The 25,728-nt window shown below is 61.6% G+C and carries 18 protein-coding genes; 5 read left to right on the top strand and 13 right to left on the bottom strand.

From position 1 onward, the window contains the following. Positions 1–67: 67 nt before the first annotated feature. From cobA to AB7M25_RS21090, 8 genes are all read right to left on the bottom strand, one after another. Positions 68–853: a uroporphyrinogen-III C-methyltransferase gene (gene cobA, locus AB7M25_RS21125; RefSeq protein ID WP_454237968.1), complete on the bottom strand. Its 786-nt coding sequence runs from the start codon at positions 851–853 to the stop codon at positions 68–70. Between the two features lie 10 nt (positions 854–863). Further along, complete coding sequence (locus AB7M25_RS21120; RefSeq protein WP_454237967.1) at positions 864–3,581, bottom strand: nitrate reductase; 2,718 nt, start codon at positions 3,579–3,581, stop codon at positions 864–866. Next, a complete protein-coding gene (nirD, locus tag AB7M25_RS21115) occupies positions 3,581–3,898 on the bottom strand; it encodes a nitrite reductase small subunit NirD (RefSeq protein ID WP_429381409.1) in 318 nt (105 codons plus the stop codon). Before nirD ends, AB7M25_RS21120 begins: the two co-directional genes overlap by 1 nt. Beyond that, positions 3,895–6,348: a nitrite reductase large subunit NirB gene (gene nirB, locus AB7M25_RS21110; protein WP_429381411.1), complete on the bottom strand. Its 2,454-nt coding sequence runs from the start codon at positions 6,346–6,348 to the stop codon at positions 3,895–3,897. The genes nirD and nirB overlap by 4 nt, the downstream gene beginning before the upstream one ends. 290 nt (positions 6,349–6,638) lie before the next feature. Further along, positions 6,639–8,306, bottom strand: a complete 1,668-nt coding sequence (locus tag AB7M25_RS21105; protein ID WP_429516765.1) for a protein kinase domain-containing protein — start codon at positions 8,304–8,306, stop codon at positions 6,639–6,641. A gap of 7 nt (positions 8,307–8,313) precedes the next feature. Continuing rightward, entirely contained in the window at positions 8,314–9,525 is a 1,212-nt protein-coding gene (locus AB7M25_RS21100; RefSeq protein WP_007971497.1) for a nitrate/nitrite transporter, read from the bottom strand. 328 nt (positions 9,526–9,853) lie between these two features. After that, positions 9,854–10,429 (bottom strand): ANTAR domain-containing response regulator, encoded by a 576-nt coding sequence (locus AB7M25_RS21095; RefSeq protein WP_429381416.1) that lies wholly within the window; start codon positions 10,427–10,429, stop codon positions 9,854–9,856. A 15-nt stretch (positions 10,430–10,444) separates the two neighbouring features. Further along, complete coding sequence (locus tag AB7M25_RS21090) at positions 10,445–11,656, bottom strand: CmpA/NrtA family ABC transporter substrate-binding protein (protein WP_429381419.1); 1,212 nt, start codon at positions 11,654–11,656, stop codon at positions 10,445–10,447. A 228-nt stretch (positions 11,657–11,884) separates the two neighbouring features. Here AB7M25_RS21090 and AB7M25_RS21085 point away from each other — a divergent pair, with 228 nt between their 5' ends. Further along, positions 11,885–12,904 (top strand): quinone-dependent dihydroorotate dehydrogenase, encoded by a 1,020-nt coding sequence (locus tag AB7M25_RS21085; protein ID WP_429381421.1) that lies wholly within the window; start codon positions 11,885–11,887, stop codon positions 12,902–12,904. A gap of 214 nt (positions 12,905–13,118) precedes the next feature. Here the strand turns inward: AB7M25_RS21085 and rmf are convergent, their stop codons facing one another. After that, entirely contained in the window at positions 13,119–13,334 is a 216-nt protein-coding gene (gene rmf / locus AB7M25_RS21080) for a ribosome modulation factor (RefSeq protein WP_003223300.1), read from the bottom strand. Between the two features lie 530 nt (positions 13,335–13,864). Here rmf and rlmKL point away from each other — a divergent pair. Beyond that, complete coding sequence (gene rlmKL, locus AB7M25_RS21075) at positions 13,865–16,135, top strand: bifunctional 23S rRNA (guanine(2069)-N(7))-methyltransferase RlmK/23S rRNA (guanine(2445)-N(2))-methyltransferase RlmL (protein ID WP_126046516.1); 2,271 nt, start codon at positions 13,865–13,867, stop codon at positions 16,133–16,135. 200 nt (positions 16,136–16,335) lie between these two features. Next, on the top strand, positions 16,336–18,735 hold the full coding sequence (locus AB7M25_RS21070) for a sensor domain-containing diguanylate cyclase (RefSeq protein ID WP_454237966.1): 2,400 nt from the start codon (positions 16,336–16,338) through the stop codon (positions 18,733–18,735). A gap of 137 nt (positions 18,736–18,872) precedes the next feature. Here the strand turns inward: AB7M25_RS21070 and dacB are convergent, their stop codons facing one another. Continuing rightward, complete coding sequence (gene dacB, locus AB7M25_RS21065) at positions 18,873–20,333, bottom strand: D-alanyl-D-alanine carboxypeptidase/D-alanyl-D-alanine endopeptidase (RefSeq protein ID WP_429381427.1); 1,461 nt, start codon at positions 20,331–20,333, stop codon at positions 18,873–18,875. A 234-nt stretch (positions 20,334–20,567) separates the two neighbouring features. Between dacB and AB7M25_RS21060 the strand changes: the two genes are divergently transcribed. After that, entirely contained in the window at positions 20,568–20,912 is a 345-nt protein-coding gene (locus AB7M25_RS21060) for a YggL family protein (RefSeq protein ID WP_007971486.1), read from the top strand. Between the two features lie 148 nt (positions 20,913–21,060). On the opposite strand, the gene AB7M25_RS21055 is transcribed toward AB7M25_RS21060, so the two are convergent. Further along, positions 21,061–22,254, bottom strand: coding sequence for a benzoate/H(+) symporter BenE family transporter (locus AB7M25_RS21055; protein WP_429381429.1), 1,194 nt, complete (start codon positions 22,252–22,254; stop codon positions 21,061–21,063). Positions 22,255–22,602: 348 nt separating this feature from the next. Between AB7M25_RS21055 and AB7M25_RS21050 the strand changes: the two genes are divergently transcribed. Continuing rightward, a complete protein-coding gene (locus tag AB7M25_RS21050) occupies positions 22,603–23,367 on the top strand; it encodes a GntR family transcriptional regulator (protein WP_008050187.1) in 765 nt (254 codons plus the stop codon). 179 nt (positions 23,368–23,546) lie between these two features. On the opposite strand, the gene guaD is transcribed toward AB7M25_RS21050, so the two are convergent. Both guaD and xdhC read right to left on the bottom strand, forming a co-directional pair. After that, the gene (gene guaD, locus AB7M25_RS21045; protein ID WP_429381432.1) at positions 23,547–24,851 is read right to left on the bottom strand and encodes a guanine deaminase; all 1,305 of its coding nucleotides are present in this window, start codon (positions 24,849–24,851) and stop codon (positions 23,547–23,549) included. Between the two features lie 7 nt (positions 24,852–24,858). Continuing rightward, on the bottom strand, positions 24,859–25,716 hold the full coding sequence (gene xdhC / locus AB7M25_RS21040; RefSeq protein ID WP_429392826.1) for a xanthine dehydrogenase accessory protein XdhC: 858 nt from the start codon (positions 25,714–25,716) through the stop codon (positions 24,859–24,861). Positions 25,717–25,728: the final 12 nt, after the last annotated feature.

Genomic DNA, 25,728 nt, shown 5'->3' with positions numbered 1-25,728 from the left:
CAGCTCCGAGAAAAGCCCGGCTCAGGCCGGGCTTTTCTTTGTCTGCGATTTGGTGGGGAGGGACGCGTCAGGCGCGCTGACTTCCAACATTCATGTCGATGGACAGGACCTCTTCTCGAGCAGGCTCGCTCCCGCAGGAGGAGATGGCGTTGGCTGCGACTGCACCAATCACCAGGATTGCCGGGCTTTTCAACTCGAAGGCACAGGCATCGTCCTCCATTGCCATCAGGTTGCTTCGACATTCCCGCTGATGCGGCAACGATGCATTTTCAATCATTGCCACCGGCGTATCTGCCGCCATTGCGCCCGCCAGCAGGTGCTCACGGATCTCGCTGAGCTTCGCCACCCCCATGTAGATCACCAGTGTCGTGCCACCTTGGGCCAGCGCTTGCCAGTTCAGGCTGCTGTCATCCTGAGTGTGGGCGGTCACCAGCGTTACCCCTCGTGCCACGCCGCGCAGGGTCAATGGAATATCGCATTGCGTCGCGCCCGCCAGGCCGGCGGTGATGCCATTGACCAGCTCAACCTCGATACCACGATCGCGCAACCACTGCGCTTCTTCACCGCCACGCCCGAAGATGCACGGGTCGCCCCCCTTGAGGCGCACCACGCATTTGCCCTGACGGGCATAACGCAACATCAGGCGATGGATAAAGGCTTGCGGCGTTGAGCGGCAGCCACCGCGCTTGCCCACCGCAATTATCCGCGCGCCGGGGCAGTGCTCCAACACCGCGTCGTTGACCAGATCGTCGATCAGCACGACATACGCTTCTCTCAACGCCCGGACAGCTTTGAGGGTCAGTAATTCAGGATCACCGGGACCTGCACCCACCAGCCAGACTTTTGCGCTCATAGTGTTTTCCTCACGAGATGGCGGCTTGCGGCTGCGCGGTGGCGGCCAACAAACGCTTGATTTCCGGGACGCAGGAGCCGCATTGCGTGCCGCAACCCAATTCTTGTTTCAACCCCGGCAAGTCCAGGCCGCGGCGGATGCCGGCGCAGACCGCGTTTTGGCTGACGTTTTTGCAGTTGCACAGGGTTTTGTTACCGATCGCTTCGGCGTCAACCTGGCCCGGTGGGGCGCTCAACGGCGCGAGCAGCCAGCGCCGTAGTTGTTCATCGGCGCGACCTTCGAGCCAGAGGTTTTGCAGCCAGTGCCGGGCGAGGGTTTCACCCGCCAGGCGGATCGCGGTGATCCGGCCGTTTTCGATTCGAACCCGCTTACCGATGGAGCGTCGTGGATCGTCGTAGGCCAGCACCGGTCCATCGTTGAGCCCCAGGCATTGATCGATATCGCGCAGCAGTTGCGGATCCGGCGCCGTGGCGCTGGCAGCGCGTATCAGCAGCGCAGGGCGCTCACGACCGGTCAGGCTGAGGCTGACGTAGGAAAACGCCTCGCAGAGGGGGCGTAGAGTCTCAAAGTGTTGTTGGACATCGCCCTCTATCAGCGCGAAAAGGTGCCAAGGCAATTGCACCGGTTCCAGGCGCACACCGCTGTGTTTGAGCTCCGGTTGTTTCGACAACGGGTCGAAGGCGGGCAGGGTGAGGCTGTTCACGCCCCCCTTGAGAAAACGGTCACCAAAATGCATCGGCAAGAAGGCTTGGCCCGGACGCACGCTGTCGTCACTGGCGACCGGCACGATCACCGCGCCGCGGCGGCTTTTCAGGCTGATCAAATCACCCGTTTGCAGGCGATGCCTGCGCAGCTCATCCGGGTGCAGGCTCAACACGGCTTCACTGACATGGCCGAACAACTGCGCGGCGGTGCCGGTGCGGCTCATACCGTGCCACTGATCACGCAGACGACCGGTGATCAGCGTCAGCGGGAAGCGCGCATCCCGTTGTTCCTTGGCGGCGCGATACGGATCGGCCACGAACTGCGCGCGTCCGCTGGAGGTCGGGAAAATGCCGTCGAGATAGAGGCGGGCGGTGCCTGCGCTGGACCCCGCAGGAAAGGGCCATTGTTGCGGGCCGATGGTGTCGATCAATCCGTGGCTGATACCGGACAAATCCAGATCCCGGCCACGCGTCAGCTGTTTGTATTCGTCGAAGACCTGCGCCGGGGTGTCAAAGGCAAACAGGCTGGTGGCTTCCGAGCGCAGATGTTTTTCCAGGCGCTGTGCGAAATCCACCGTGATCGTCCAGTCCGGACGCGCTTCACCCGGTGCGACGATCGCGCGGCGGACGTGGGAAATACGCCGTTCGGAGTTGGTCACTGTGCCGTCCTTTTCGCCCCAACTGGCGGCGGGCAACAACAGGTCGGCAAACCTGGCGGTTTCAGTGGTGCGAAAGGCTTCCTGCAAGACCACGAACGGGCAGGCCTCCAGTGCCGCGCGCACGGCAGCCTGATCGGGAAGAGACTGCGCGGGGTTGGTGCAGGCGATCCACAAGGCTTTGATCTTGCCGCTGCCCACCTGCTCAAACAACTCGATGGCAGTCAGCCCCGGGTTTTCAGGCAGTTGATCAACACCCCAGTAAGCGGCCACATCGGCACGGTGCTCAGGGTTGGCGGCGTCCCGATGGCCCGGCAGCAGGTTGGACAGACTACCGGTTTCCCGTCCGCCCATGGCATTCGGCTGGCCGGTCAAGGAGAAAGGACCTGCACCCGGACGACCAATCTGCCCAGTGGCCAGGTGCAGATTGATCAGTGCACTGTTTTTCGCGCTGCCGGCGGTGGACTGATTCAACCCCATGCACCACAGCGACAGGAAAGACGGTGATGTGCCGATCCACTCGGCACATTGCTGCAATTGCCCGACGCTGATGCCGCAGAGCTGCGACACCATCTGCGGCGTGTAGTCGCGCACCAGTTTCTTCAGCTCGGGCAAGCCTTCGGTATGGTCCTTGATGAAGTCACGGTCGATCCAGTCTTCCCACAGCAGCAGATGCAGAATCCCATGGAACAAGGCGACATCGGTGCCGGGCAATATCGCCAGGTGCAGGTCAGCCAGATCGCAGGTGTCTGTCCGACGTGGGTCAATGACGATGACTTTCATCTGCTGTCGACGGGATTTGGCTTCTTCCAGTCGGCGAAACAGTACCGGGTGGGCGTAGGCCATGTTACTGCCGACGATCATCACGCAATCGCTCAATTCCAGGTCTTCATAGCTGCATGGCGGGGCGTCGGCGCCCAGGCTGCGCTTGTAGCCGACCACCGCCGACGACATGCACAGCCGTGAATTGCTGTCGATGTTGTTGGTGCCCACCAGCGCCCGAGCCAGTTTGTTGAAGGCGTAGTAGTCCTCGGTCAGCAACTGCCCGGAAATGTAGAACGCCACGCTGTCCGGGCCATGCTCGGCAATGGTTTGGGCGAAAACGCTGGCGGCGTGATCAAGCGCGGTCTCCCAGTCGGTGCGGCTGCGCGCCAGGCCTTTGCCCAGGCGCAGTTCCGGGTACAGCGCCCTTGCCGTCAAGTCGCCGGTCAAATGCAGGGTTGATCCCTTGCTGCACAACTTGCCGAAATTGGCCGGGTGTGCCGGATCGCCGCTGACGCCGAGGATGCGCTCGCCGTCATGCTCGATCAGCACGCCGCAGCCGACCCCGCAATAGCAGCAGGTGGACGCGGTGATCTGGCGGTCCATCAGCCTGCGTCCCGCAGGGCCAGCATCACTCGGCCATTTTCGACCCGCGCCGGATGGTGGTGGGCGCAACCGACGTCCGGGGCCAAGGCTTCGCCGCTTTCCAGGTCGATTTGCCAGTTGTGCAGTGGGCAGGCCACGCGTTTGCCGTAGATCAAACCTTGGGACAGCGGTCCGCCCTTGTGCGGGCAACGGTCGTCGAGGGCGAACACTTCATCGTCGCTGGTACGAAAAATCGCGATGTCGCCTTTAGGGCCGGCAATGATCCGCGAGCCCAGGGCATTGATTTCATCCAGTGCGCAGATATCCAGCCAGTTCATGCCAACACCTCCAGGTTTTTCACGGGGATGACGTCGAATTCTTTTTTCAGCTGTGGCTGTTCCAGGCGTTCCTTCCACGGGTCCTGTTCGAACGACAGGGAGAACTGCAGGCGATCGTTGAGCGCCTTGCGCCGCTGCGGGTCTTCCAGCACGGCTTTCTTGATGTGGTCCATGCCGACCCGTTGCAGGTAGTGCACGGTGCGTTCGAGGTAAAAGGCTTCTTCGCGATAGAGCTGCAGGAATGCGCCGTTGTATTCGCGGACTTCTTCGGCGGTTTTCAGTTTGACGAAGAATTCCGCGACTTCGGTCTTGATCCCGCCGTTGCCGCCGATGTACATCTCCCAGCCGGAATCGACGCCGATGATGCCTACGTCCTTGATGCCCGCTTCCGAGCAGTTGCGCGGGCAACCGGAGACAGCCAGTTTCACTTTGTGCGGCGACCACATGTTGAACAGGTCGTGCTCCAGTTCGATGCCCAACTGCGTGGAATTCTGGGTGCCAAAGCGGCAGAACTCGCTGCCGACGCAGGTCTTCACGGTGCGGATGGATTTGCCGTAGGCGTGGCCGGACGGCATGTCGAGGTCTTTCCAGACGCCTGGCAAATCCTGCTTCTTGATCCCCAGCAAGTCGATGCGCTGGCCGCCGGTGACCTTGACCATCGGCACGTTGTACTTGTCGGCAACGTCGGCAATGCGCCGCAGTTCCGAAGGATTGGTCACGCCGCCCCACATCCGTGGGACAACCGAGTAGGTGCCGTCTTTCTGGATGTTGGCGTGGGCGCGTTCGTTGATCAGTCGCGATTGCGGATCGTCCCTGGCTTCCCCTGGCCAGGTGGAAATCAGGTAGTAGTTGATTGCCGGCCGGCAGGTGGCGCAGCCGTTGGGTGTACGCCAGTTCAGGTAGCTCAGGGTGCCGGCGATGGTCAGCAGATGCTGCTCGCGGATGGCCTGGCGGATTTGCCCGTGGTTGAGGTCGCTGCAGCCGCAGATGGCCTTTTCGCTTTTCGGTTTGACGTCGGCGGCACCGCCCACTGTGTTGATCAGGATCTGCTCCACCAAACCCGCGCACGAACCGCAGGAGCTGGCAGCCTTGGTGTGTTTTTTCACTTCGTCGACACTGAACAGCCCGTGTTCCTGAATGGCCTTGACGATGGTGCCTTTGCACACGCCGTTGCAGCCGCAGACTTCGGCCGTATCGGCCATGCTCATGGCCTTGTCCTGGCCCTGGTGCCCTACGTCGCCCAAAGCGTTTTCGCCAAACATCAGATGATCGCGGATCTCACTGATGGCGTGGTTTTCACGGATCTGCCGGAAATACCAGCCGCCATCGGCCGTATCGCCGTACAGGCAGGCGCCGACCAGCACGTCGTCCTTGATCACCAGTTTCTTGTAGACCCCGCCAATCGGGTCGGAGAGGGTGATGGTTTCCGTGCCTTCACTGCCCATGAAGTCGCCGGCGGAAAACAGGTCGATACCGGTGACCTTCAATTTGGTCGAGGTCACCGAGCCCTTGTAGGTGGCAAAACCCAGTTGGGCGAGGTGGTTGGCGCAGACTTTGGCCTGTTCGAACAGCGGCGCCACTAAGCCATAGGCGATGCCGCGGTGGCTGGCACACTCGCCGATGGCATAGATCCGTGGGTCGTAGGTTTGCAGGGTGTCGTTGACCAGAATCCCGCGGCTGCACGGAATGCCGGATTTCTCCGCCAGTTCGGTATTGGGGCGAATGCCGGCGGCCATCACCACCAGGTCAGCGGGGATGATGTCGCCGTTCTTGAATTGCACCGAGCCGACCCGGCCATTGCCCGCGTCGTGCAGGGCCTGGGTCTGCTCGCACAGGCGGAAATGCAGGCCGCGAGACTCCAGGGCGGTTTGCAGCAGCTGGCCGCTGGTCTTGTCCAGTTGCCGCTCCAGCAGCCACTCGCCGATATGCACCACGGTGACGTGCATACCCCGCAGCATCAGGCCGTTGGCGGCCTCCAGGCCAAGCAGGCCGCCACCGATCACCACGGCGTGGCGATAGGTTTTCGCGGTATCGATCATGGCCTGGGTATCGGCGATGTCGCGGTAGCCGATCACGCCCTCGAGGGTGTTGCCGGGAATGGGCAGGATGAATGGCGTCGAGCCGGTGGCGATCAGCAGGCGATCGTATTCGGCTTCACTGCCGTCTTCGGCAATGACCCGGCGCTTGACCCGGTCGATCTCCACCACTTTGCGGTTGAGCAGCAGTTTGATGTTGTTGTCCAGGTACCAGTCCAGATCGTTGAGTACGATCTCTTCGAAGGTCTGTTCGCCCGCCAGCACCGGCGACAACAGGATGCGGTTGTAGTTGGTGTGCGGTTCGGCGCCGAAGACCGTGATGTCGTACAGCTCGGTACTCAGCTTGAGCAGTTCTTCCAGGGTCCGGACCCCGGCCATGCCGTTGCCGATCATCACCAGTTTTAGTTTTTTCATCAGGTTCTCCGGGGAGTCCAGGCCTGCCTCATCAGGGTTCAGGCCATGCTCGACAAATTTTGCGCAAACAAAAAAAGGCGTCCCGCTAGTTGCCTAGCGAGGACGCCTTTGTCCTGGTCCCGTTCTCTCGGGAAGTGCAGCCTTCGTCGTTGAAGCCTGCGCTTTATGTCTGTTGAAAGAGGTAATGCAGTGGTTGTGCCAAGTCGCTCAGGTCCCGTGTTTGTTGGCGTTCTTCCCGTCCGCAAGGGCAGGGTCGCGAGGGAATGCACTGATTCAAGGCGCGTTGCCCGCTAATGGAGCGCCACCATCAGCAGCACCAGGTTGAGCAGCAGCGATACCAGCGCCAATGTCCGCCAGACCTTCAGCGGCTCGCGCTCCAGCAAGGGTTTGGGGCGCACGCTCAAACTGCGGCGCTCTCCCTGCTCGATCAGCAGCAACCATTCTTCCGCCGTTTCGAAACGCTGTTCGGGGGCCGCCGCCACGGCGCGTTCCAGGTGATGGGCGATCCAGTCCGGCAGGTCGGGCCGATAGCGGCTTGCGTTGACCGGGAGACCAAACCTCGGGCGCTGGAACGCTTCGATTTCGCCATAGGGATAGTGCCCGGTGAGCAGGAAATACAAGGTCACACCAACGGCATACAGGTCCTGCTGTGGCGTCGGCACGTCGCCACGAAAGGCTTCCGGCGCGATGTAACTGGGTGTACCCGGCAGAGCCCAGGGCAGGTCTTGCGAGAGACCGGGGCAGTAGGCGAGGCCGAAATCCAGCAGGCGCAGTTCACCGTCGTCCCCCAGCAACAGGTTTTCCGGTTTGATATCGCGATGCAGAATCTGTCGTCGATGCAACAGGCCGACCGCTCGCAGTAAGCGTTCGGCGATGTCTTGCCACTGGGGCAGCGGCAATGGTCCGCTTTGCTCATGCCGTTGCGCCAGGGTAGCGCCCGAATATTCGCGCATCACGTAGTACAAATGCTGACGCTGACTGGCGGCATGCACTTCAGGAAAATGCCGACCGGCCACGCGTTTGAGAAACCACTCTTCCGACAGCAACGCTTGCCCGGCCTGGTGATCGTCGTGCAGGCGCGCCGGCAGGGTTTTCAGCAGCCAGGCTTGTTGCTGAGTGTCGCGCACACGATAAAGCAGCGATTGCTGGCTCTGTGCGACGATTCCCTCGACTTGCCAGCCGTCGAACGTCTGACCCGGTTTCAGGGCTGGCGGCAGCGGCCATTGCTGCAAGTGCATCAATGCATCGCCAATGCTCGCTTCACCGAGTGCGTCGACCCGCACCAGCAAGGCGCTGGCGTTGTCCTGGCTGCCTGCCAGGTGTGCGGCATTGACCAGGGTTTGCGCAGCGCTGTGTAAGTCCGGTTGATCACGCAGGATCGCCGCAATGGCGGTATCGCCGAGGACGGCCCAGATGCCGTCGCTGAGCAGGACGAAGCTTTCATCGAGGCGCAATTCACCGTCGAGAAAATCCAGCACCAGGTGTTGATCGAGGCCCAGCGCCCGTTTCAGCACATGCTGCATGCCCGGCTGGTCCCAGACGTGATCCTCGCTGATTCGCTGCAATCGGTCGGCGTGCCAGCGATACACCCGGCAATCGCCGACATGGGCCAGGGTAAAACGCCGGCCACGCAGGACCAGCGCACTCAGGGTGGTCAGCAGCGGTTGTCCGCCGCCGTTGGCCTGCAACCAGCGGTTTTGCGCCAGCAACAGGCGATCAAGTGCTTGCGCCACGCTCCAGGTTTCCGGCGTGGCGTAGTAATCCAGCGCCAGGGCCTGCAGCGTCGAACGGGCCGCCAGGCCGCCATCGGCGCACTGGCTGACACCGTCGGCGATCGCGAACAGGTAACCTTTGCTCGCCGCCAGCGCCGGGGCCGGCGTGACCAGGCGCAGGGCATCCTGATTCTCCTCGCGCGGGCCGATGGCGCTGGCTTCGGCGAAACTCAGTTGCAGGCTCATCGAGGCGTCAGACCCGCGCAGCCGTCACGGCCGCCGAACCCCAGGTGGTTCTCCAGCGCCGTTTCACGCCGTGCAGGCCGAACCAGGCCAGAACGCCGAGGCTGGCGAACAACCACAGCGCCAGTTGATAACTGCCGGTGCTTTGTTTGATCGCACCCATGCCGGCCGCGAGGGCAAAACCACCGATGCCGCCGGCCATGCCGATCAGGCCGGTCATCACACCGATTTCCCGACGAAAACGCTGCGGCACCAACTGGAATACCGCGCCATTCCCGGCACCCAGGCCGAGCATGGTGCAGACGAAAAGTGCGAGTGCGGCGTAGGAATTCGGCAGGTTGAAGCCGACTGCTGTGATGCAGATCGCCGCGACGGTGTACATCGCCAACAGGGTTCGAATGCCGCCGAACCGGTCAGCCAGCGCGCCACCCAAGGGGCGCATCAGGCTGCCGCCGAACACGCAGGCCGCCGTGTAGTAACCCGCCGTCACCGGGCTCAGGCCGTACTGGTCGTTGAAATAGCCGGGCAGGGCGCTGGCCAGGCCGATGAAGCCGCCGAACGTCACGCTGTAGAAAAACATGAACCACCAGCTGTCACGATCGCCCAGGGCCTTGAAGTAGTCGGCCATGGATTTGGCTTTTGGCCGCTCGGGGGCGTTTTTCGCCAGCCAGGCAAAGACGATCAGGGTCAGGATCAGCGGAATCAGGGCGAAGCCGAACACGTTGCTCCAGCCAAACGCCGCCGCCAGTACCGGGGCGATCAAGGCGGCGAATACCGTGCCCGAGTTGCCGGCGCCGGCGATGCCCATGGCCTTGCCTTGATGCTGCGGCGGATACCACTGCGAGGCCAGGGGCAGGGCAACGGCAAAGGACGCGCCGGCCATGCCGAGGAACAGACCCAGCAGCAGCGCTTGCTCGTAGCTGTGGATGCCGAGCTTCCAGGCGCCGAACAGCGCGCAGATCACGATGACCTGACCGATCAGGCCGGCGGTTTTGGGCGACAGGCGATCAGCCAGCATCCCCATGACAAAGCGCAAGACCGCGCCGGCCAGAATCGGCGTGGCGACCACCAGCCCGCGTTGCTGTGTCGTCAGGTGCAGGTCGGCGGCGATCTGTACCGCCAGAGGTCCGAGCAGGTACCAGACCATGAAGCTCAGGTCGAAATAGAGGAAGGCTGCGAACAATGTGGGGGTATGGCCGGATTTCCAGAAGCTTGAATTCATCGCGCACCTCAGCTGTGAAGAGTCTCGAAAGGAGTCATGAGCTTGCAGGTGGGGCGCCGCTACGGCCGCTCCACCGGCCCCGTGCTGTGGGGCCAAAACGAAAAAACGCCGCCACCCGATCCGCCAAGGGCAAATGAGGTGAGCGACGTCTTTGTCGTAGGTGGGGCAACCGCCGTTGGTTACCTGTGGTGATTACTTAGCCAGATTTGTGCCAACAACCGAAACCGGGTCGCCGCCATTCGCGAGCAAGCCCGCTCCCACATTCGACCGCGATCAAATGTGGGAGCGGGCTTGCTCGCGAAGGCGATAGAACATTCACCACAGGGCATCAGCCAAGCAGCTCGCTCATGGCAATGATCTGCTCCGCCACTTGAATCAGCTTCTGCTGGCGGCTCATCGCCTGGCGGCGCATCAGTGTGTAGGCCTCTTCTTCGTTACAGTCCTTCATTTTCATCAGCAGCCCTTTGGCCAGCTCGATGCGCTTGCGCTCGGCCAGTTGCTGGTCGCGGGCCTGCAACTGGGCGCGCAAAGCCTGATCGCTTTCGAAGCGTGCCATGGCCACATCGAGAATCGGCTGCAGGCGTTGTGCGTGAATGCCTTCGACGATGTAGGCACTGACTCCGGACTTGATCGCCTGGCGCATCACCTCGGGGTCATGTTCGTCGGTAAACATCACAATCGGACGCGGCTGGTCGCGAGTGACCAGCACCACTTGTTCCATGACATCGCGCCCTGGTGACTCTGTATCGATCAGAATCACGTCCGGACGCACCGTTTCGACGCGTTCGGGCAAGTCGATGGTCAGGCCGGATTCATCGATCACTTCGAACCCGGCCTCGGTCAAGGCGGCCTTCAGGCGACCGACTTTTTTCGCGGTGTCGTTGATCAGCAGGATACGCAGCATGTTCGTCGTCTCCTGTCAGCGGCTGGCGGATCGGTGCGAGCTGTCGCTCATGGCGTGCAGTTTGAAACTGCGGGCATAACCGGCCGGGTCCGAACCGTCCCAGATCTTGCCGTCGATCAATTGACTGCTGCGCATTTCCTTGCCTGGTGCCGCGACGCCTACAGCGCTGGCCGCTTTACGATACAACTCCAGTTGATGGACTTGACGGGCCACGGCGAGGTAATCCGGGTCATCGCGCAACAAGCCCCAGCGACGGAACTGGGTCATGAACCACATGCCGTCGGACAGGTACGGCAGATTGACCTCGCCTTCACCATGGAAGCGCAGGGCGTGCGGGTCTTGCCAGCGATGGCCCAGGCCATCGACATAGTCGCCCAGCAGGCGCGGCTCGATGCATTCCAGCGGCGCATCGAGGTATTGCGCTGCACTGAGCAATTGCGCGGTGCTGCGGCGATTTTCGCGGCTTTCTTCGATGAAGCGGCTGGCTTCCAGCACCGCCATCACCAACACCCGCGCGGTATTGGGGTATTGCTCGACGAACGCACGGGTGCAACCGAGGACCTTTTCCGGGTGATCGGGCCAGAGGGTCTGGGTCGTGGCCAGGGTGAAACCGAGGTCCTGCTGCACGGCGCTGGCGGACCAGGGTTCACCGACACAGAACCCGTCGATACGCCCGGCCCGCAGGTGGGCGACCATTTGCGGAGGTGGTACTACCACGCTGTCGACATCCAGCAGCGGGTGTATACCCTGGCTGGCCAGCCAGTAATACAACCACATGGCGTGGGTGCCGGTAGGAAACGTCTGAGCGAAGGTGAGTTTTGGGCGAGTTTGGTGCACGTGCCGATCCAATGCCTCAGGACTGGTCACTCCCAGCGCCTGCAAACCGCGGGACAGATTGATGCTCTGGCCGTTCTGATTCAGGCCCATCAACACCGCCATGTCGGTCGCGGCCACGCCACCGATGCCCAGGTGAACGGCGTAAATCAGACCATAGAGGCTGTGGGCGGCATCGAGTTCGCCGCTCACCAGCTTGTCCCGCAGGTTGGCCCAGGACGATTGGCGCTTGAGGTTCAGGGTCAAGCCGTAGGGTTGGGCGAAGCCCTGGGTGGCGGCGACCACCACCGAGGCGCAGTCGCTCAGGGCCATGAAGCCGAGATTGATTTCGGTTTTTTCCGGGGCATCGCTGCCATGGACCCAAGCCAGAGGGCCGGCTGACGGTTCGTTCATCGCGCGTTCACCTTGCAAAAAAAACGTCGTCCCGGGTCCGTGCAGGGGCAGGCCGGGGACGACGCCATTGTCTTTGCACCCATTCCGACGCTGGCGTGGGTGCTGGTGACCGGAAGGGTGCAAGGCATATGCCAGCAACCGCTGATTTGAACACGCGCCTCGCTTGCCACCCCGTTGCCCGGCTATAATCGCCGCCTCAATTCGCCGCCAATCGAGTCAAATCCGCCCATGTACACCCTGGCCCGTCAGCTGTTGTTCAAACTCTCCCCGGAAACCTCCCACGATCTGTCCCTGGACCTGATCGGCGCGGGCGGGCGTCTTGGACTCAACGGCTTGCTGTGCAAGGCCCCGGCGAAGAAGCCGGTGAATGTCATGGGCCTGGACTTCCCGAACCCGGTGGGCCTGGCCGCCGGTCTGGACAAGAACGGCGCGGCCATCGATGGATTCGCCCAACTGGGTTTCGGTTTTGTCGAAATCGGCACCATCACCCCTCGTCCGCAGCCGGGCAACCCCAAGCCTCGCCTGTTCCGCTTGCCGGAAGCCGAGGCGATCATCAATCGCATGGGCTTCAACAACCTCGGCGTCGATCACCTGCTGGCCCGCGTGGCGGCGGCCAAATACAAGGGCGTGCTGGGCATCAACATCGGCAAGAACTTCGATACGCCGGTCGAGCGTGCCGTGGACGACTACCTGATCTGCTTGGACAAAGTGTACGCCCACGCCAGCTATGTGACGGTCAACGTCAGTTCACCGAATACGCCGGGCCTGCGCAGCCTGCAATTCGGCGATTCGCTCAAGCAGTTGCTGGCCGACCTGGCCGAGCGCCGCGCGGAGCTGGCCTTGCGTCATGGCAAGCATGTACCGCTGGCGATCAAGATCGCGCCGGACATGAGCGACGAAGAAACCGCACAGGTTGCACAAGCGCTGATCGAAACCGGAATGGATGCGGTCATCGCCACCAACACCACCCTGAGCCGCGTCGGCGTCGAAGGCATGGAACATGGCGACGAGGCCGGTGGTCTGTCCGGCGCACCGGTTCGCGACAGGAGCACCCACACCGTGAAAGTGCTGGCATCGGAGCTGGGTGGTCGCCTGCCGATCATCGCTGCCGGCGGCATTACCGAAGGCAAGCACGCCGCAGAGAAAATCACCGCGGGCGCGAGCCTGGTGCAGATTTACTCGGGGTTCATCTACAAGGGCCCGGCACTGATTCGCGAGTCCGTAGACGCCATCGCAGCCTTGCGCTAATACCTGTAGGAGCCCGGCTTGCCGGCGATGGCGTCATTGATATCGCCATCGCCGGCAAGCCGGACTCCTACAGGAACAGTTTTTGCCAAGGGGCAGGCATAAAAAAGGGCCCCTTTAAAGGAGCCCCTGGGCCGCAGCCCGCCGTCCGGATGGGACGTGCGTGGTTAATTCAGTACAAAATCAGATTGTCGTGTCGGAGTGTTGTGCCCTGTAATTAGCCGACGGCGTGAAGTTCGTTGAGTCTGTGGATTCCCGCAGTGCCGGTCATACCGTCCCAGTTGTCGCCGCGTCCTTCTCGCCAGCCGTTGATCCAGGCTTGGCGTACCGACGGTAGAGTAAATGGGCAAAGCTCACGGGATTTGCCACCAACGCCATATTGATATCCGCGCAAAAATGCTCTTTCCAACGGATCACGCTTAAGTCTTCTCATAGGGTGTTGCCCTCACTTGTTGACTGTATTTATCGCGTCGACCTCTATTGAGGTCTGGCAGAAAAACTCTGCCGTTGGGGGCTCGTTGCCGGCGTGACGAGCCAAGGTGTTGGCGTCATTGCGGCGCCAACCTGAGTTGAGTTCTAACCAATGCGTCACATCGAGGGAATGATCGTTTTGTCATAAGGACGTAACCATCCATGTGTTAAGGCCATAAGTAACAGAGTGTTTGTAGCGTATTTATTAGCCAAACCCCGGTATGATCGGCCCTGCGCTGGATGATGGGCTTAATCCTTTAGTGAGAATGGCTCCCGTTGCCGGGAGGCACTATTCGACGAAGGGTCGACTTATGACATTTCATTGCATCAACTTTTTTATCTGTCCTTGCATCTAAGCTCATTTAACCCGAGCAGCAGGGGTGGAACGGCACACCTTCGTGCCACGCGGGCGCTCTTCGAGAAAAGCGCCTGATTGAAAACCGGACCGGCAATGCGTTGCCCGGTCACTCAGCTAAAGGTTCTGGAATTCCCATGTCCGATCGTTTCGAACTCTTCCTCACTTGCCCAAAAGGCCTTGAAGGCCTGCTCATCGAGGAAGCCGTCGGGCTTGGCCTTGAGGAAGCACGGGAGCACACCTCTGCCGTGCGCGGCATGGCCACCATGGAAACCGCTTATCGCCTGTGCCTGTGGTCACGCCTGGCGAACCGCGTGCTGCTGGTGCTCAAGCGTTTCCCGATGAAGGACGCCGAAGACCTGTACCACGGCGTGCTGGACATCGAGTGGCAAGACCACATGCTCAACGACGGCACCCTGGCCGTCGAATTCAGCGGCCATGGCTCGGGTATCGACAACACCCACTTCGGCGCACTGAAGGTCAAGGACGCCATCGTCGACAAACTGCGGACCCCGCAAGGCGACCGTCCGTCCATCGACAAGCTCAATCCGGACCTGCGCATTCACCTGCGCCTGGACCGTGGCGAAGCCATTCTGTCCCTCGACCTGTCCGGCCACAGCCTGCACCAGCGCGGCTATCGCCTGCAGCAGGGTGCGGCACCGCTGAAGGAAAACCTCGCGGCCGCCATCTTGATCCGTTCCGGCTGGCCACGTATCGCGGCCGAAGGCGGCGCGCTGGCCGACCCGATGTGCGGTGTCGGTACGTTCCTGGTGGAAGCGGCGATGATTGCTGCGGACATCGCGCCGAACCTGCGCCGCGAGCAGTGGGGCTTCACTGCCTGGCTCGGTCACGTCCCGGCGTTGTGGAAAAAACTCCACGAAGAAGCGTCTGAGCGCGCCGCGGCCGGTCTGGCCAAGACACCGCTGTGGATCCGTGGCTACGAAGCCGATCCGCGCCTGATTCAACCGGGTCGCAACAACGTCGAGCGGGCCGGCCTGAGCGAGTGGATCAAGATCTACCAGGGTGAAGTCGCGACGTTCGAGCCGCGTCCGGACCAGAACCAGAAAGGCCTGGTGATCTGCAACCCTCCGTACGGCGAGCGTCTGGGCGACGAGGCGAGCCTGCTCTACCTCTACCAGAACCTCGGCGAGCGCCTGCGTCAGGCCTGCCTGAACTGGGAAGCGGCGGTGTTCACGGGTGCGCCGGATCTGGGCAAGCGCATGGGTATCCGCAGCCACAAGCAGTATTCGTTCTGGAACGGCGCCTTGCCGTGCAAGCTGCTGCTGATCAAGGTGCTGCCCGATCAGTTCGTCACCGGCGAGCGTCGTACGCCGGAACAGCGCCAGGTCGAGCGTGAGCAAGCCGCCTACGATCAGGCGCCGAACGAACCGCAGGAACGCAAGTTCAACAAAAACGGCAACCCGATCAAACCGACGCCGGCACCGGCTCCGGTGGTCGAGCAGCCGCGCCTGAGCGAAGGCGGGCAGATGTTCGCCAACCGCCTGCAAAAGAACCTCAAGGCCCTGGGCAAGTGGGTCAAGCGTGAAGGTATCGACTGCTACCGCGTGTACGATGCCGACATGCCGGAATATTCCATGGCCATCGACCTGTATCACGACTGGGTCCATGTTCAGGAGTACGCCGCGCCGAAATCCATCGATCCGGAAAAAGCCTCGGCCCGCATGTTCGATGCCCTGGCCGCCATCCCGCAGGCGTTGAACATCGACAAGAACCGTGTGGTGGTCAAGCGCCGCGAGCGTCAGAGCGGCACCAAACAGTACGAGCGCCAGGCGGCGCAGGGCAAGTTTGTCGAGGTCAATGAAGGCGGTGTGAAGTTGCTGGTGAACCTCACCGACTACCTCGACACCGGTCTGTTCCTCGACCATCGGCCGATGCGCATGCGTATCCAGAAAGAGGCGGCCGGCAAACGCTTCCTCAATCTGTTCTGCTACACCGCAACGGCCAGTGTGCATGCGGCCAAGGGCGGCGCGCGCAGCACCACCAGTGTCGACCTGTCGAAAACCTATCTGGACTGGGCGCGTCGCAACCTGTCGCTGAACGGTTTTTCCGACAAGAACCGCCTGGAGCAGGGCGATGTGATGGCGTGGCTCGAAGCCAGTCGTGACGAGTACGACCTGATCTTCATCGACCCGCCGACGTTCTCCAACTCCAAGCGCATGGAAGGCGTGTTCGACGTGCAGCGCGACCAGGTGCAACTGATCGACCTGGCCATGGCGCGTCTGGCACCCGGTGGCGTGTTGTACTTCTCCAACAACTTCCGCAAGTTCGAACTGGAGGCCAATCTTGGCGAGCGCTATGCGGTCGAAGACATCACTGCCCAGACCCTTGATCCGGATTTTGCGCGCAACGCCAAGATCCATCGCGCCTGGAAAATCATGGCACGTTGATGGTTGCTCCCTGTAGGAGCGAGCCTGCTCGCGATGGTCGACAACGATAACGCGGGCTGTCTGAAAGCACGCGGTGTTCTTGAGTCCATCGTGAGCAGGCTCGTTCCTACAACGCTGGTCAAATTAGTGGCTAATAGCTATAACTCAACTCAGGGCCAAAGGGCTTTCCCGCACCTGGCGTTTGTTTTGAGTTGCGTTTTATGTCGTTGCACGCCGTGCGCCCCAAGATCCTGGGTTTAATCAGCGAAGATGCCTCGGCCTGGCTGGTCGCGCTGCTGGTTTTGTTGATCGGCGGGGTGCTCACCGGGTTGCTGGCGTGGTCGACGCTGAATCTGTTTCACCATCAATTGCGGCAACGTTTCCAACTGCTGGCCAGTGAACGTTACAGCCGTATCGAAGAGCGTTTCGAAGATCAGGAACAGCGCCTCGATGGCCTGCGCCGGTTTTTCACCAATTCCGGTTCAGTGTCCCGAGCGGAATTCGACGGCTACACCCAACCATTGCTGCTGCGAACCCAGGCGTATTCCTATGCCCAGCGGGTCACTCGTGACGAGCGGGCAGCGTTCGAGCGACGGGTGCGAGACGAGGGCTTGAACAGCTTCACCCTGAGGGAGCTCAACGCCGACGGCCAATTGCAACTGGCCGGCGAGCGAGATGAGTACGTGGCGGTGCTGTATAGCCAGACGCAAAGCAAACTCGGTTCCCCCCTCGGCTACGACTTGCTGGCCCAGCCGCTGCGGCGTGCCACGCTCGAGCGGGCCGATCAGCGTGGCGGCATGGCGGTATCACAACCGATGCATCTGGTGAGTATCGAACCGGCTTATGCGCGCGGCGTGCTGCTGGTCGCGCCGCTCACGCAGCGCACCGGACAGGACCTCACAGCCACGAAGCCCTACGGGTATGTGATGGCGGTGATCAGCATGCGCCAACTGCTGGCGGACGGACTGCCGGAAGCGAGTCGCGACTATCTCTCGGTACGCATCCTCGATCTGTCGACCGACGACCAGCACGAAGTGCTGTTCGAGTCGCCCAACCCGCCAGCCGTCAGCGAGCTGTCGGCCACGCGCCTGTTGCGCATGGCCGACCATGACTATCAGGTCGATATCCAGCCCAGCGACGCGTTCGTGCAGGCCAACCATTCCTCCGTGACCAGCCTGGTCGTGTTGGGTGGATTGCTCAGCCTGTTGCTCAGCGCCTTGCTGTATGTGCTGGTCAGTCAGCGGCAGCGGGCGTTGAGACTGGTCGAGCAGCGTACCCAGGAGCTGCGCGATCGTGAACAGGAGCTGCGTGGCACCCATGGTCAGTTGCGTGGCGTGCTGAATGCCGCCACCCAGGTTGCGATCATCGCCACCGACCTGCGCGGCGTCATCAGCACTTTCAACGCCGGTGCCGAGCAGATGCTTGGCTATGCCAGTGCCGAAGTGGTCGGCCATATGACCCTGGAGAACCTGCACCTGCCCCGGGAGCTGGCCGGTCGTTCGGCCGAGTTGAGCGCGCGCTATGGCAAGCCGGTGCCGACCTGCCAGGCGATGCTGGTGGAAGGCGACGTGGAGGGCAGTCACGAGGCGCGGGAGTGGACCCTGGTGCGCGGCGATGGCAGCCATCTGATGGTCAACATGCTCGCCACGCCGGTGCTTGATGAGCAAGGCCTGTGGGTCGGGCACCTGGCGGTGTGCATCGACATCACCGAACGCAAGCGGGTCCATGAAGCGCTCGCGGCGCGGGACCTGCTGTTGAAGAAACTCAGCGCCCATGTGCCTGGTGGCATCTATCAGTTCAAGATGGAATTCGACGGGCGCTTCAGCGTGATCTATGCCAGCGACGGCATTCGCGATATCTACGAGCTGGAACCCGACGTGCTGCTGCTCAATGCCGAAGCGATCTTCACCCGGATTCACCCCCAGGACGCTACCCGCGTCCGCGCCTCGATCCGTGCCTCCGCCGAAACCCTCAGCCCCTGGCGCGAGGAGTACCGCGTGCAACTGCCGCAACGCGGGGTGCGTTGGGTGCGCGGCGAAGCCACTCCGGAGGAACTGCCCGGTGGCGGCGTGCTCTGGCACGGCTACATCTCGGACATTTCCGATATGAAGCGGGTGGAAGAAGAATTGCGCGCGTTGTCGGTCACCGATTCCCTGACCGGCATCCACAACCGGCGTTATTTCCAGGAGCGCCTGACCACCGAAATGGCCCGGGTGGAGCGGGGCGGTGGGGATTTGTCGGTGATCATGCTCGACATCGACCATTTCAAGCGCATCAATGACCTGCATGGCCACGCCATGGGTGACCGGGTGTTGCAGGCAGTGTGCGAACGGATCGGCCACCGGCTGCGTCGCACCGATGTGTTCTGCCGCCTGGGCGGCGAGGAGTTCATGGTGCTGTGCCCGGATATCGGCGGCGAGCATGCCTATGTGCTGGCCCAGCAATTGTGGCAGAGCCTGCGCAGTTCACCCATTGAAGGCGTTGGTACGGTCACCGCCAGTTTCGGGATTGCCAGTTGGCGGACCGGGGAGGGCGCCGATGCCTTGCTGTTGCGCGCGGACTCGGGGGTTTATGCGGCGAAACAGGCAGGGCGAGACCGGGTAGAAGAGGAGATGAATTAACCCGGGCCGTACGCAATTAATGTGGGAGCGGGCTTGCTCGCGAAAGCGGTTTGTCAGTCACATCGATGTCGGATGTGACGCCGTCTTCGCGAGCAAGCCCGCTCCCACAGGAGATCTACTGTGTTCTTTAGATCCGGTTACAACACCGAAGCCGTCTGCGGCGCTTTCGGTTGGCGGTACAGGTCGAGCAGCACCTGATCAAGCACCGACGAGGCGCCGAACGGGGCCTTGTCGTTGAGGATCGCCACCACCGCCCAGGTGTTGCCGTTGACGTCGCGACTGAAGCCGGCAATCGCCCGTACGGTGTTCAGCGTGCCGGTCTTGACGTGGGCTTCACCGCGCATCGCCGTGGTCTTCAGGCGCTTGCGCATGGTGCCGTCGGTGCCGGCAATCGGCATCGAACTGATGTACTCGGCGGCATACGGGCTGTGCCACGCCGCTTCGAGCATCGAGGCCATTTCCCGGGCGCTGACGCGCTCGGCGCGGGACAGGCCGGAGCCGTTCTCCATCACCAGGTGCGGCGCGGTGATGCCCTTTTTCGCCAGCCACTGACGCACGACACGCTGAGCGGCCTTGGCGTCGTCACCATCGGCATCGGTACGGAAACGTTGGCCCAGGCTCAGGAACAACTGCTGGGCCATGGTGTTGTTACTGTACTTGTTGATGTCGCGGATGATTTCCGCCAGGTCCGGCGAGAACGCCCGGGCCAGAACCTTGGCGTCTTTAGGGGTTGGCGCCAGCACATCCCTGCCCTGGATGCTGCCACCCAGTTCCTTCCAGATCGCGCGGACGGCGCCGGCGGTGTAGGTCGCGTGGTCGAGCAGCGACAGGTAAGTCTGCGAACTGCAGCCTTCACCCAGTTGACCGCCGACGGTAACGGCCACGGTTCCATCAGCTTGCGCCACTGGGTTGTAACGCACGCCACCGGTGCATTGCTTGGAGTTGAGGGCCTTGACCTGGTTGTCGATGCGAATGCTCGCAATCGGCGGTTCCACCGAGACCAGTACCTTGCCCGAGTCATTGCGCGCAACGAAGCGCAGCGCCTTGAGGTTGACCAGCAGCGAGTCGGGTTTGACCAGGAACGGCTTGTTCTCGTCGTTGCCGTCGTCATTGAACTCCGGCAGTTGCGGTTGCACGAAGAAGGTTTTGTCCAGCACCAGGTCGCCGGTGACCTGGGTGACACCGTTGGCACGCAGGTCGCGCATCAGCAGCCAGAGTTTTTCCATGTTCAGCTTCGGATCGCCGCCACCCTTGAGGTAGAGGTTGCCATTGAGGATGCCGCCGCTGAGGGTGCCGTCGGTATAGAACTCGGTTTTCCACTGGTGGTTCGGGCCGAGCATTTCCAGGGCCGCGTAGGTGGTGACCAGTTTCATGGTCGACGCCGGGTTGACCGAGACGTCGGCGTTGAACACCGTCGGGGTGCCGGGGCCGGTGAGCGGGATCATCACCAGCGACAGGGCGTTGTCCTGCAACTTGCTGGCTTTCAGGGCTTTTTCAACGTTGGGCGACAGCGCAGTATTGACCGGAGCTGCAGAAACGGGGAGGGCCAGGGGGAGAAGAAAACCGGCCAACAGCAATGGACGCAAAGATTTGATCATCTGAAATAAAACCCTACAGCCGAGGGGAAAAAAGATGAGGGCATGAAGATAAATTCCCTCAATGGTCATGAAAGTGTCGGCATTATGCCCCAAGGTGTTGCGGCTTGTGCCGTGCGTCGGCCCTCTAACCGGCTATTTTTTTACCGACGGTAGGCGTGGTGGCCCAGAGAGTCAGGCAATCGGCGGCTTAAACTGCTAAAGTGCCGCCCGTTATTACTTAAGAGGATTGTTCCAATGGCGACTAACCGTTCCCAGCGTCTGCGCAAAAAACTGTGCGTCGATGAATTTCAAGAGCTGGGTTTCGAACTGAACCTGGATTTCAAAGAAGATTTGGCTGATGAAGCCATTGATGCTTTCCTCGATGCGTTCCTCAAAGAAGCCATGGAAGCCAACGGCCTGGGTTATGTTGGCGGCGACGACTACGGTCTGGTTTGCCTGCAGAAGCGTGGCTCGGTCAGCGCTGAACAGCGCGCTGCCGTTGAAGCCTGGCTCAAAGGCCGCACCGAGCTGACCAGCGTTGAAGTCAGCCCGCTGCTGGACGTCTGGTACCCGGAAAAGCCGATCAATCCGGTAGCTTGATGTTCTGAAAAGAACGGCGACCCAAGGGTCGCCGTTTTTTTTTTGCTTTTTTTTGTAGGAGCGAGCTTGCTCGCGATGGTCGTCAACGATATCGCTGGAAACCTGACACCCCGCAGTGCTCTCGGGTTCATCGCGAGCAAGCTTGCTCCTACAGGGCATTGCGCCAGTTCAGAATCAGCAGCGTCACCACCCCCGCGACAATCCCCCAGAACGCCGAACCGATGGAAAACAGCGTCAGCCCCGATGCCGTGACCATGAAGGTGATGAGCGCCGCTTCACGCTCCTTCACTTCGCTCATGGCGATGCTCAAGCCGTTGATGATCGAGCCGAACAGCGCCAGTGCGGCAATCGACAGCACCAGTTCCTTGGGCAGTGCGGCAAACAATGCCGCGAGCGTCGCGCCGAACACGCCGGCGATCCCGTAGAAAATTCCGCACCAGACGGCGGCGGTGTAACGTTTGTTGCGATCTTCATGGGCGTGCGGACCGGTGCAGATCGCCGCGCTGATCGCCGCCAGGTTGATCCCGTGTGAGCCGAACGGTGCCAGCAGCAAACTGGCGATGCCGGTGGTGGTGATCAGCGGCGAGGCTGGCACGGTGTAGCCATCGGCGCGCAATACGGCGATGCCGGGCATGTTCTGTGAGGTCATGGCGACGACAAACAGCGGGATGCCGATGCTGATGGTCGCGGCCAGGGAGAATTGCGGTGTGGTCCAGACCGGCGTGGCGACCTCCAGGTGAAACCCGCTGAAGTCCAGCAGCCCCATGAAACCTGACAATGCCGTGCCGATCAGCAAGGCTGCCAGTACCGCATAGCGCGGCGACAGGCGCTTGACCAGTAGATAAGTGACGAACATCCCCAGTACCAGGGCCGTGCGGTGTTGCGCGGCGACGAAAATCTCGCTGCCGATCTTGAACAGGATCCCTGCCAACAGGGCGGCGGCCAGGGAGGCCGGGATTTTTTTCACCAGCCGTTCGAAGCTGCCGGTCAGCCCGCAAATCGTCACCAGCACCGCGCAGGTCATATAGGCACCAATGGCTTCGCCGTAGCTCACGCCGCCCAGGCTGGTGATCAGCAGCGCGGCACCGGGGGTCGACCAGGCAATGGTGATCGGCGTGCGATAGCGCAGGGACAGGCCGATGGAGCACACCGCCATGCCGATGGAGATCGCCCAGATCCACGAAGAAATCTGCCCGCTGCTCAGGCCCGCCGCTTGCCCGGCCTGGAACATCAGCACCAGGGAGCTGGTGTAGCCGGTCATCATGGCGATGAACCCGGCGACGATGGCCGAGGGCGAGGTGTCGGCCAATGGGCGGAGCTGCGTGTGGGTGGCGTCGTTCATGACGGGGGTGTTCCTTATACATATGAATAGAGGTCCGCGACAACGCAACCCTCTGTAGGTGCTGGCTTGCCAGCGATGACGCCCTTGAGTCTGGCGCAAGCCTCAAGACCGAATCGCCGGCAAGCCGGCTCCTACAGGGATGCAAGCGCTGCGGATTCTGCGTTAAAGCCTAAACTCAAACGTAATGGATCGTTGCGATACAGCGGAAGTGACAAACAGCCGTACAGTCGTGTTGCCACTAAGCATTGTGTACAATTACAGTGTTTTTTACGCGATACTTGCCAGCGACCCACTGTGCCGTATTACAGTCACGGTCAATTCGCCGCAGTTCTTCCGACTCGAGTGCCCATGAACGAACAGTTGCAACCCCTAAAGAAACAACCGCGAGCAGGCAAAGCCGGCCGCAGCGGTACCCAGGACGATATTGTCTACGCGCATATCTTCGAGGCCATCCTCGAGCAGCGTCTGGCGCCCGGCACCAAGTTGAGCGAAGAAGCGCTGGGGGAAATTTTCGGGGTCAGCCGCACCATCATTCGCCGCGCGCTGTCGCGCCTGGCCCATGAGGGCGTGGTGCTGTTGCGTCCGAATCGCGGCGCCGTGGTTGCCAGCCCGAGTGTCGAAGAGGCGCGCCAGGTGTTCATGGCCCGGCGTCTGGTCGAGCGCGCGATCACCGAGCTGGCGGTGCAGCACGCCACCGCCGAGCAGATCGCCGAATTGCGCCAGATGGTCAACGACGAACGCGACAGCTTCTCCCGTGGCGACCGTGGTGCCGGCATCCGCCTGTCGGGCGAATTCCACCTGAAACTGGCTGAAGCGGCGAAAAACGCCCCGTTGATCAGCTTCCAGCGCAGCCTGGTGTCCCAGACGTCGCTGATCATCGCCCAGTACGAAAGCGGCAACCGCTCCCACTGTTCCTACGACGAGCACACCCAGTTGATCGACGCCATCGAGAAGCGCGACGCTGAACTGGCGGTGAACCTGATGATGCATCACATGGATCACATCGACAGCAAGCTTAACCTCGACGAGGAAAGTGCTTCGGATGACCTGCATGCAGTGTTCTCGCATTTGCTGCAGACCAAGAAGCCGGGTCGATCGACCGCCAAGCTATAAGCTGGACCGGGTCGCCCCAATCGCTGGCAAGCCAGCTCCCACAGGGACCGATGTGAATCGCAAATTGTGTAAACACTGAGATCACTGTGGGAGCTGGCTTGCCAGCGATAGCAATCGGACAGGCAATAAAAATCCCCCGTGCTGAAAAGCAACGGGGGATTTTTTATGCCCGGAATACCTTAGCGCTGATGCACCAGATTCCCCGCCGCATACGTCTGCAACACAGTCCGGTCATCCCCCAGCGTCATCAACACAAACAACGTCTCGGCGATGTTATTGGCCTGCTTCAGGCGATAGCCCAGCAGCGGCGTGGCGTTGTAGTCCAGCACCAGGAAGTCGGCGTCGGTGCCCGGTTGCAGGGTGCCGATCTTGTCTTCCAGGCGCAGCGCACGGGCGCCGCCGAGGGTGGCCAGGTACAGCGACTTGAACGGGCTCAGGCGCGCACCTTGCAGCTGCATCACCTTGTAGGCTTCGTTAAGGGTTTGCAGCAGCGAGAAACTGGTGCCGCCGCCGACATCGGTGCCGATGCCGACATTGAGCTTGTGCTTCTCGGCCATCGGCAGGTTGAACAGGCCGCTGCCGAGGAAGAAGTTCGAGGTCGGGCAGAACGAGATGGCCGAACCGGTTTCTGCCAGTCGCGCGCACTCGTCATCGCACAGGTGCACACCGTGGGCGAACACCGAGCGCTCGCCGAGCAACTGGTAGTGATCGTAGACATCCAGGTAGCCCTTGCGCTCGGGGAACAGCGCCTTGACCCACTCGATTTCCTTGAGGTTTTCGCTGATGTGGGTCTGCATGTACAGATCCGGGTATTCGGTCAGCAACTGGCCGGCCAGGGTCAACTGTTCCGGGGTGCTGGTCGGTGCGAAGCGTGGGGTGACGGCGTAGTGCAGGCGACCCTTGCCGTGCCAGCGCTCGATCAGCGCCTTGCTGTCGACGTAGCTGGATTCGGCGGTGTCGGTCAGGTAGTCCGGGGCGTTGCGGTCCATCATCACCTTGCCGGCGATCATCCGCAGGTCGAGCTGCTCGGCCGCTTCGAAGAACGAGTTCACCGATTGCGGGTGCACGCTGCCGAACACCAGCGCGGTGGTGGTGCCGTTGCGCAGCAGTTCCTTGATGAAAATGTCCGCGACCTGATCGGCGTGGTCCTTGTCGGCGAACTGGCTTTCGCACGGGAAGGTGTAGGTGTTGAGCCAGTCCAGCAATTGCTCGCCATAGGCGCCGACCATGCCGGTTTGCGGCAGGTGGATGTGGGTATCGATGAAACCGGGGGTGATCAATGCGTCTTGGTAGTGGGTGATCTCGATATCCGCCGGCAGGGTCGGCAGCAATTCGCTGGCGTGGCCCAGGGCACTGATCTGGCCGTTATCCACAACCAGCAAGCCGTCTTCGAAATACTCGTAGGAGGCTTCGATACCGACTTCGGCTGGGTCGGCGATGCTGTGCAGGATGGCGGCGCGGTAAGCTTTGCGAGTCAAAGGCATGAGATTCTCAGTTCGAGGCTTTCAAGTTTGCGGTTTGGCTGCGGCGTGACGCGGGCAGCAGTTTGGCAATCGGTTCGGCGCTGGACGTCTGCTGGCCGAAGTTCGCGTTATAGGTGGCGATGATTTCGCCGGCGATGGAGATGGCGATTTCCACAGGCAACTTGCCTTTGACTTCGCCGATGCCCATCGGGCAGCGCATGCGTTGCACTACGCTAGTGTCGAAACCGCGGTCGCGCAGGCGATGTTCGAACTTCACCCGTTTGGTCTTCGAACCGATCAGGCCGAAGTAGGCGAAGTCGTTGCGCTTGAGGATCGCAGCCGTCAGTTCGAGGTCGAGCTGGTGGTTGTGGGTCATCACGATGCAATAGCTGCCGGCGGGCAGGTCATCGATTTCATCCACCGGTTCTTCGCTGACAATCTTGCGCACACCGTGGGGGATCTGTTCGGGGAATTCATCTTCCCGCGAGTCGATCCAGCGCACCCGGCAAGGCAGGCTGGCCAGCAGCGGCACCAGGGCGCGGCCAACGTGGCCGGCACCGAACACGGCGATCTGCGCCTGCACCTGGCCCATCGGTTCGAACAGCAGAACGGTGGCGCCGCCGCAGCACTGGCCGAGGCTGGCGCCGAGGCTGAAACGCTCCAGATGAGTGTCCTGCTTGCCGCTGGCGAGCATCTCGCGGGCGATCTTCATGGCCTTGTATTCCAGGTGCCCGCCACCGATGGTGTCGAAGGCCTGGTTCGCGCTGATGACCATTTTCGAACCGGCATTGCGCGGCGTAGAGCCGAGCTCTTCGATGATGGTCACCAGAACGCAGGGTTCACCCCGGTTTTGCAGGTCGGCGAGGGCGTCGATCCAGTTGTACATGTTTCACCTCAA

The sequence above is a fragment of the Pseudomonas sp. AP3_22 TE3818 genome (assembly GCF_053628995.1).
Note: the sequence above shows the minus strand (reverse complement) of the source record. Positions and strands in the feature narration are given on the sequence as shown.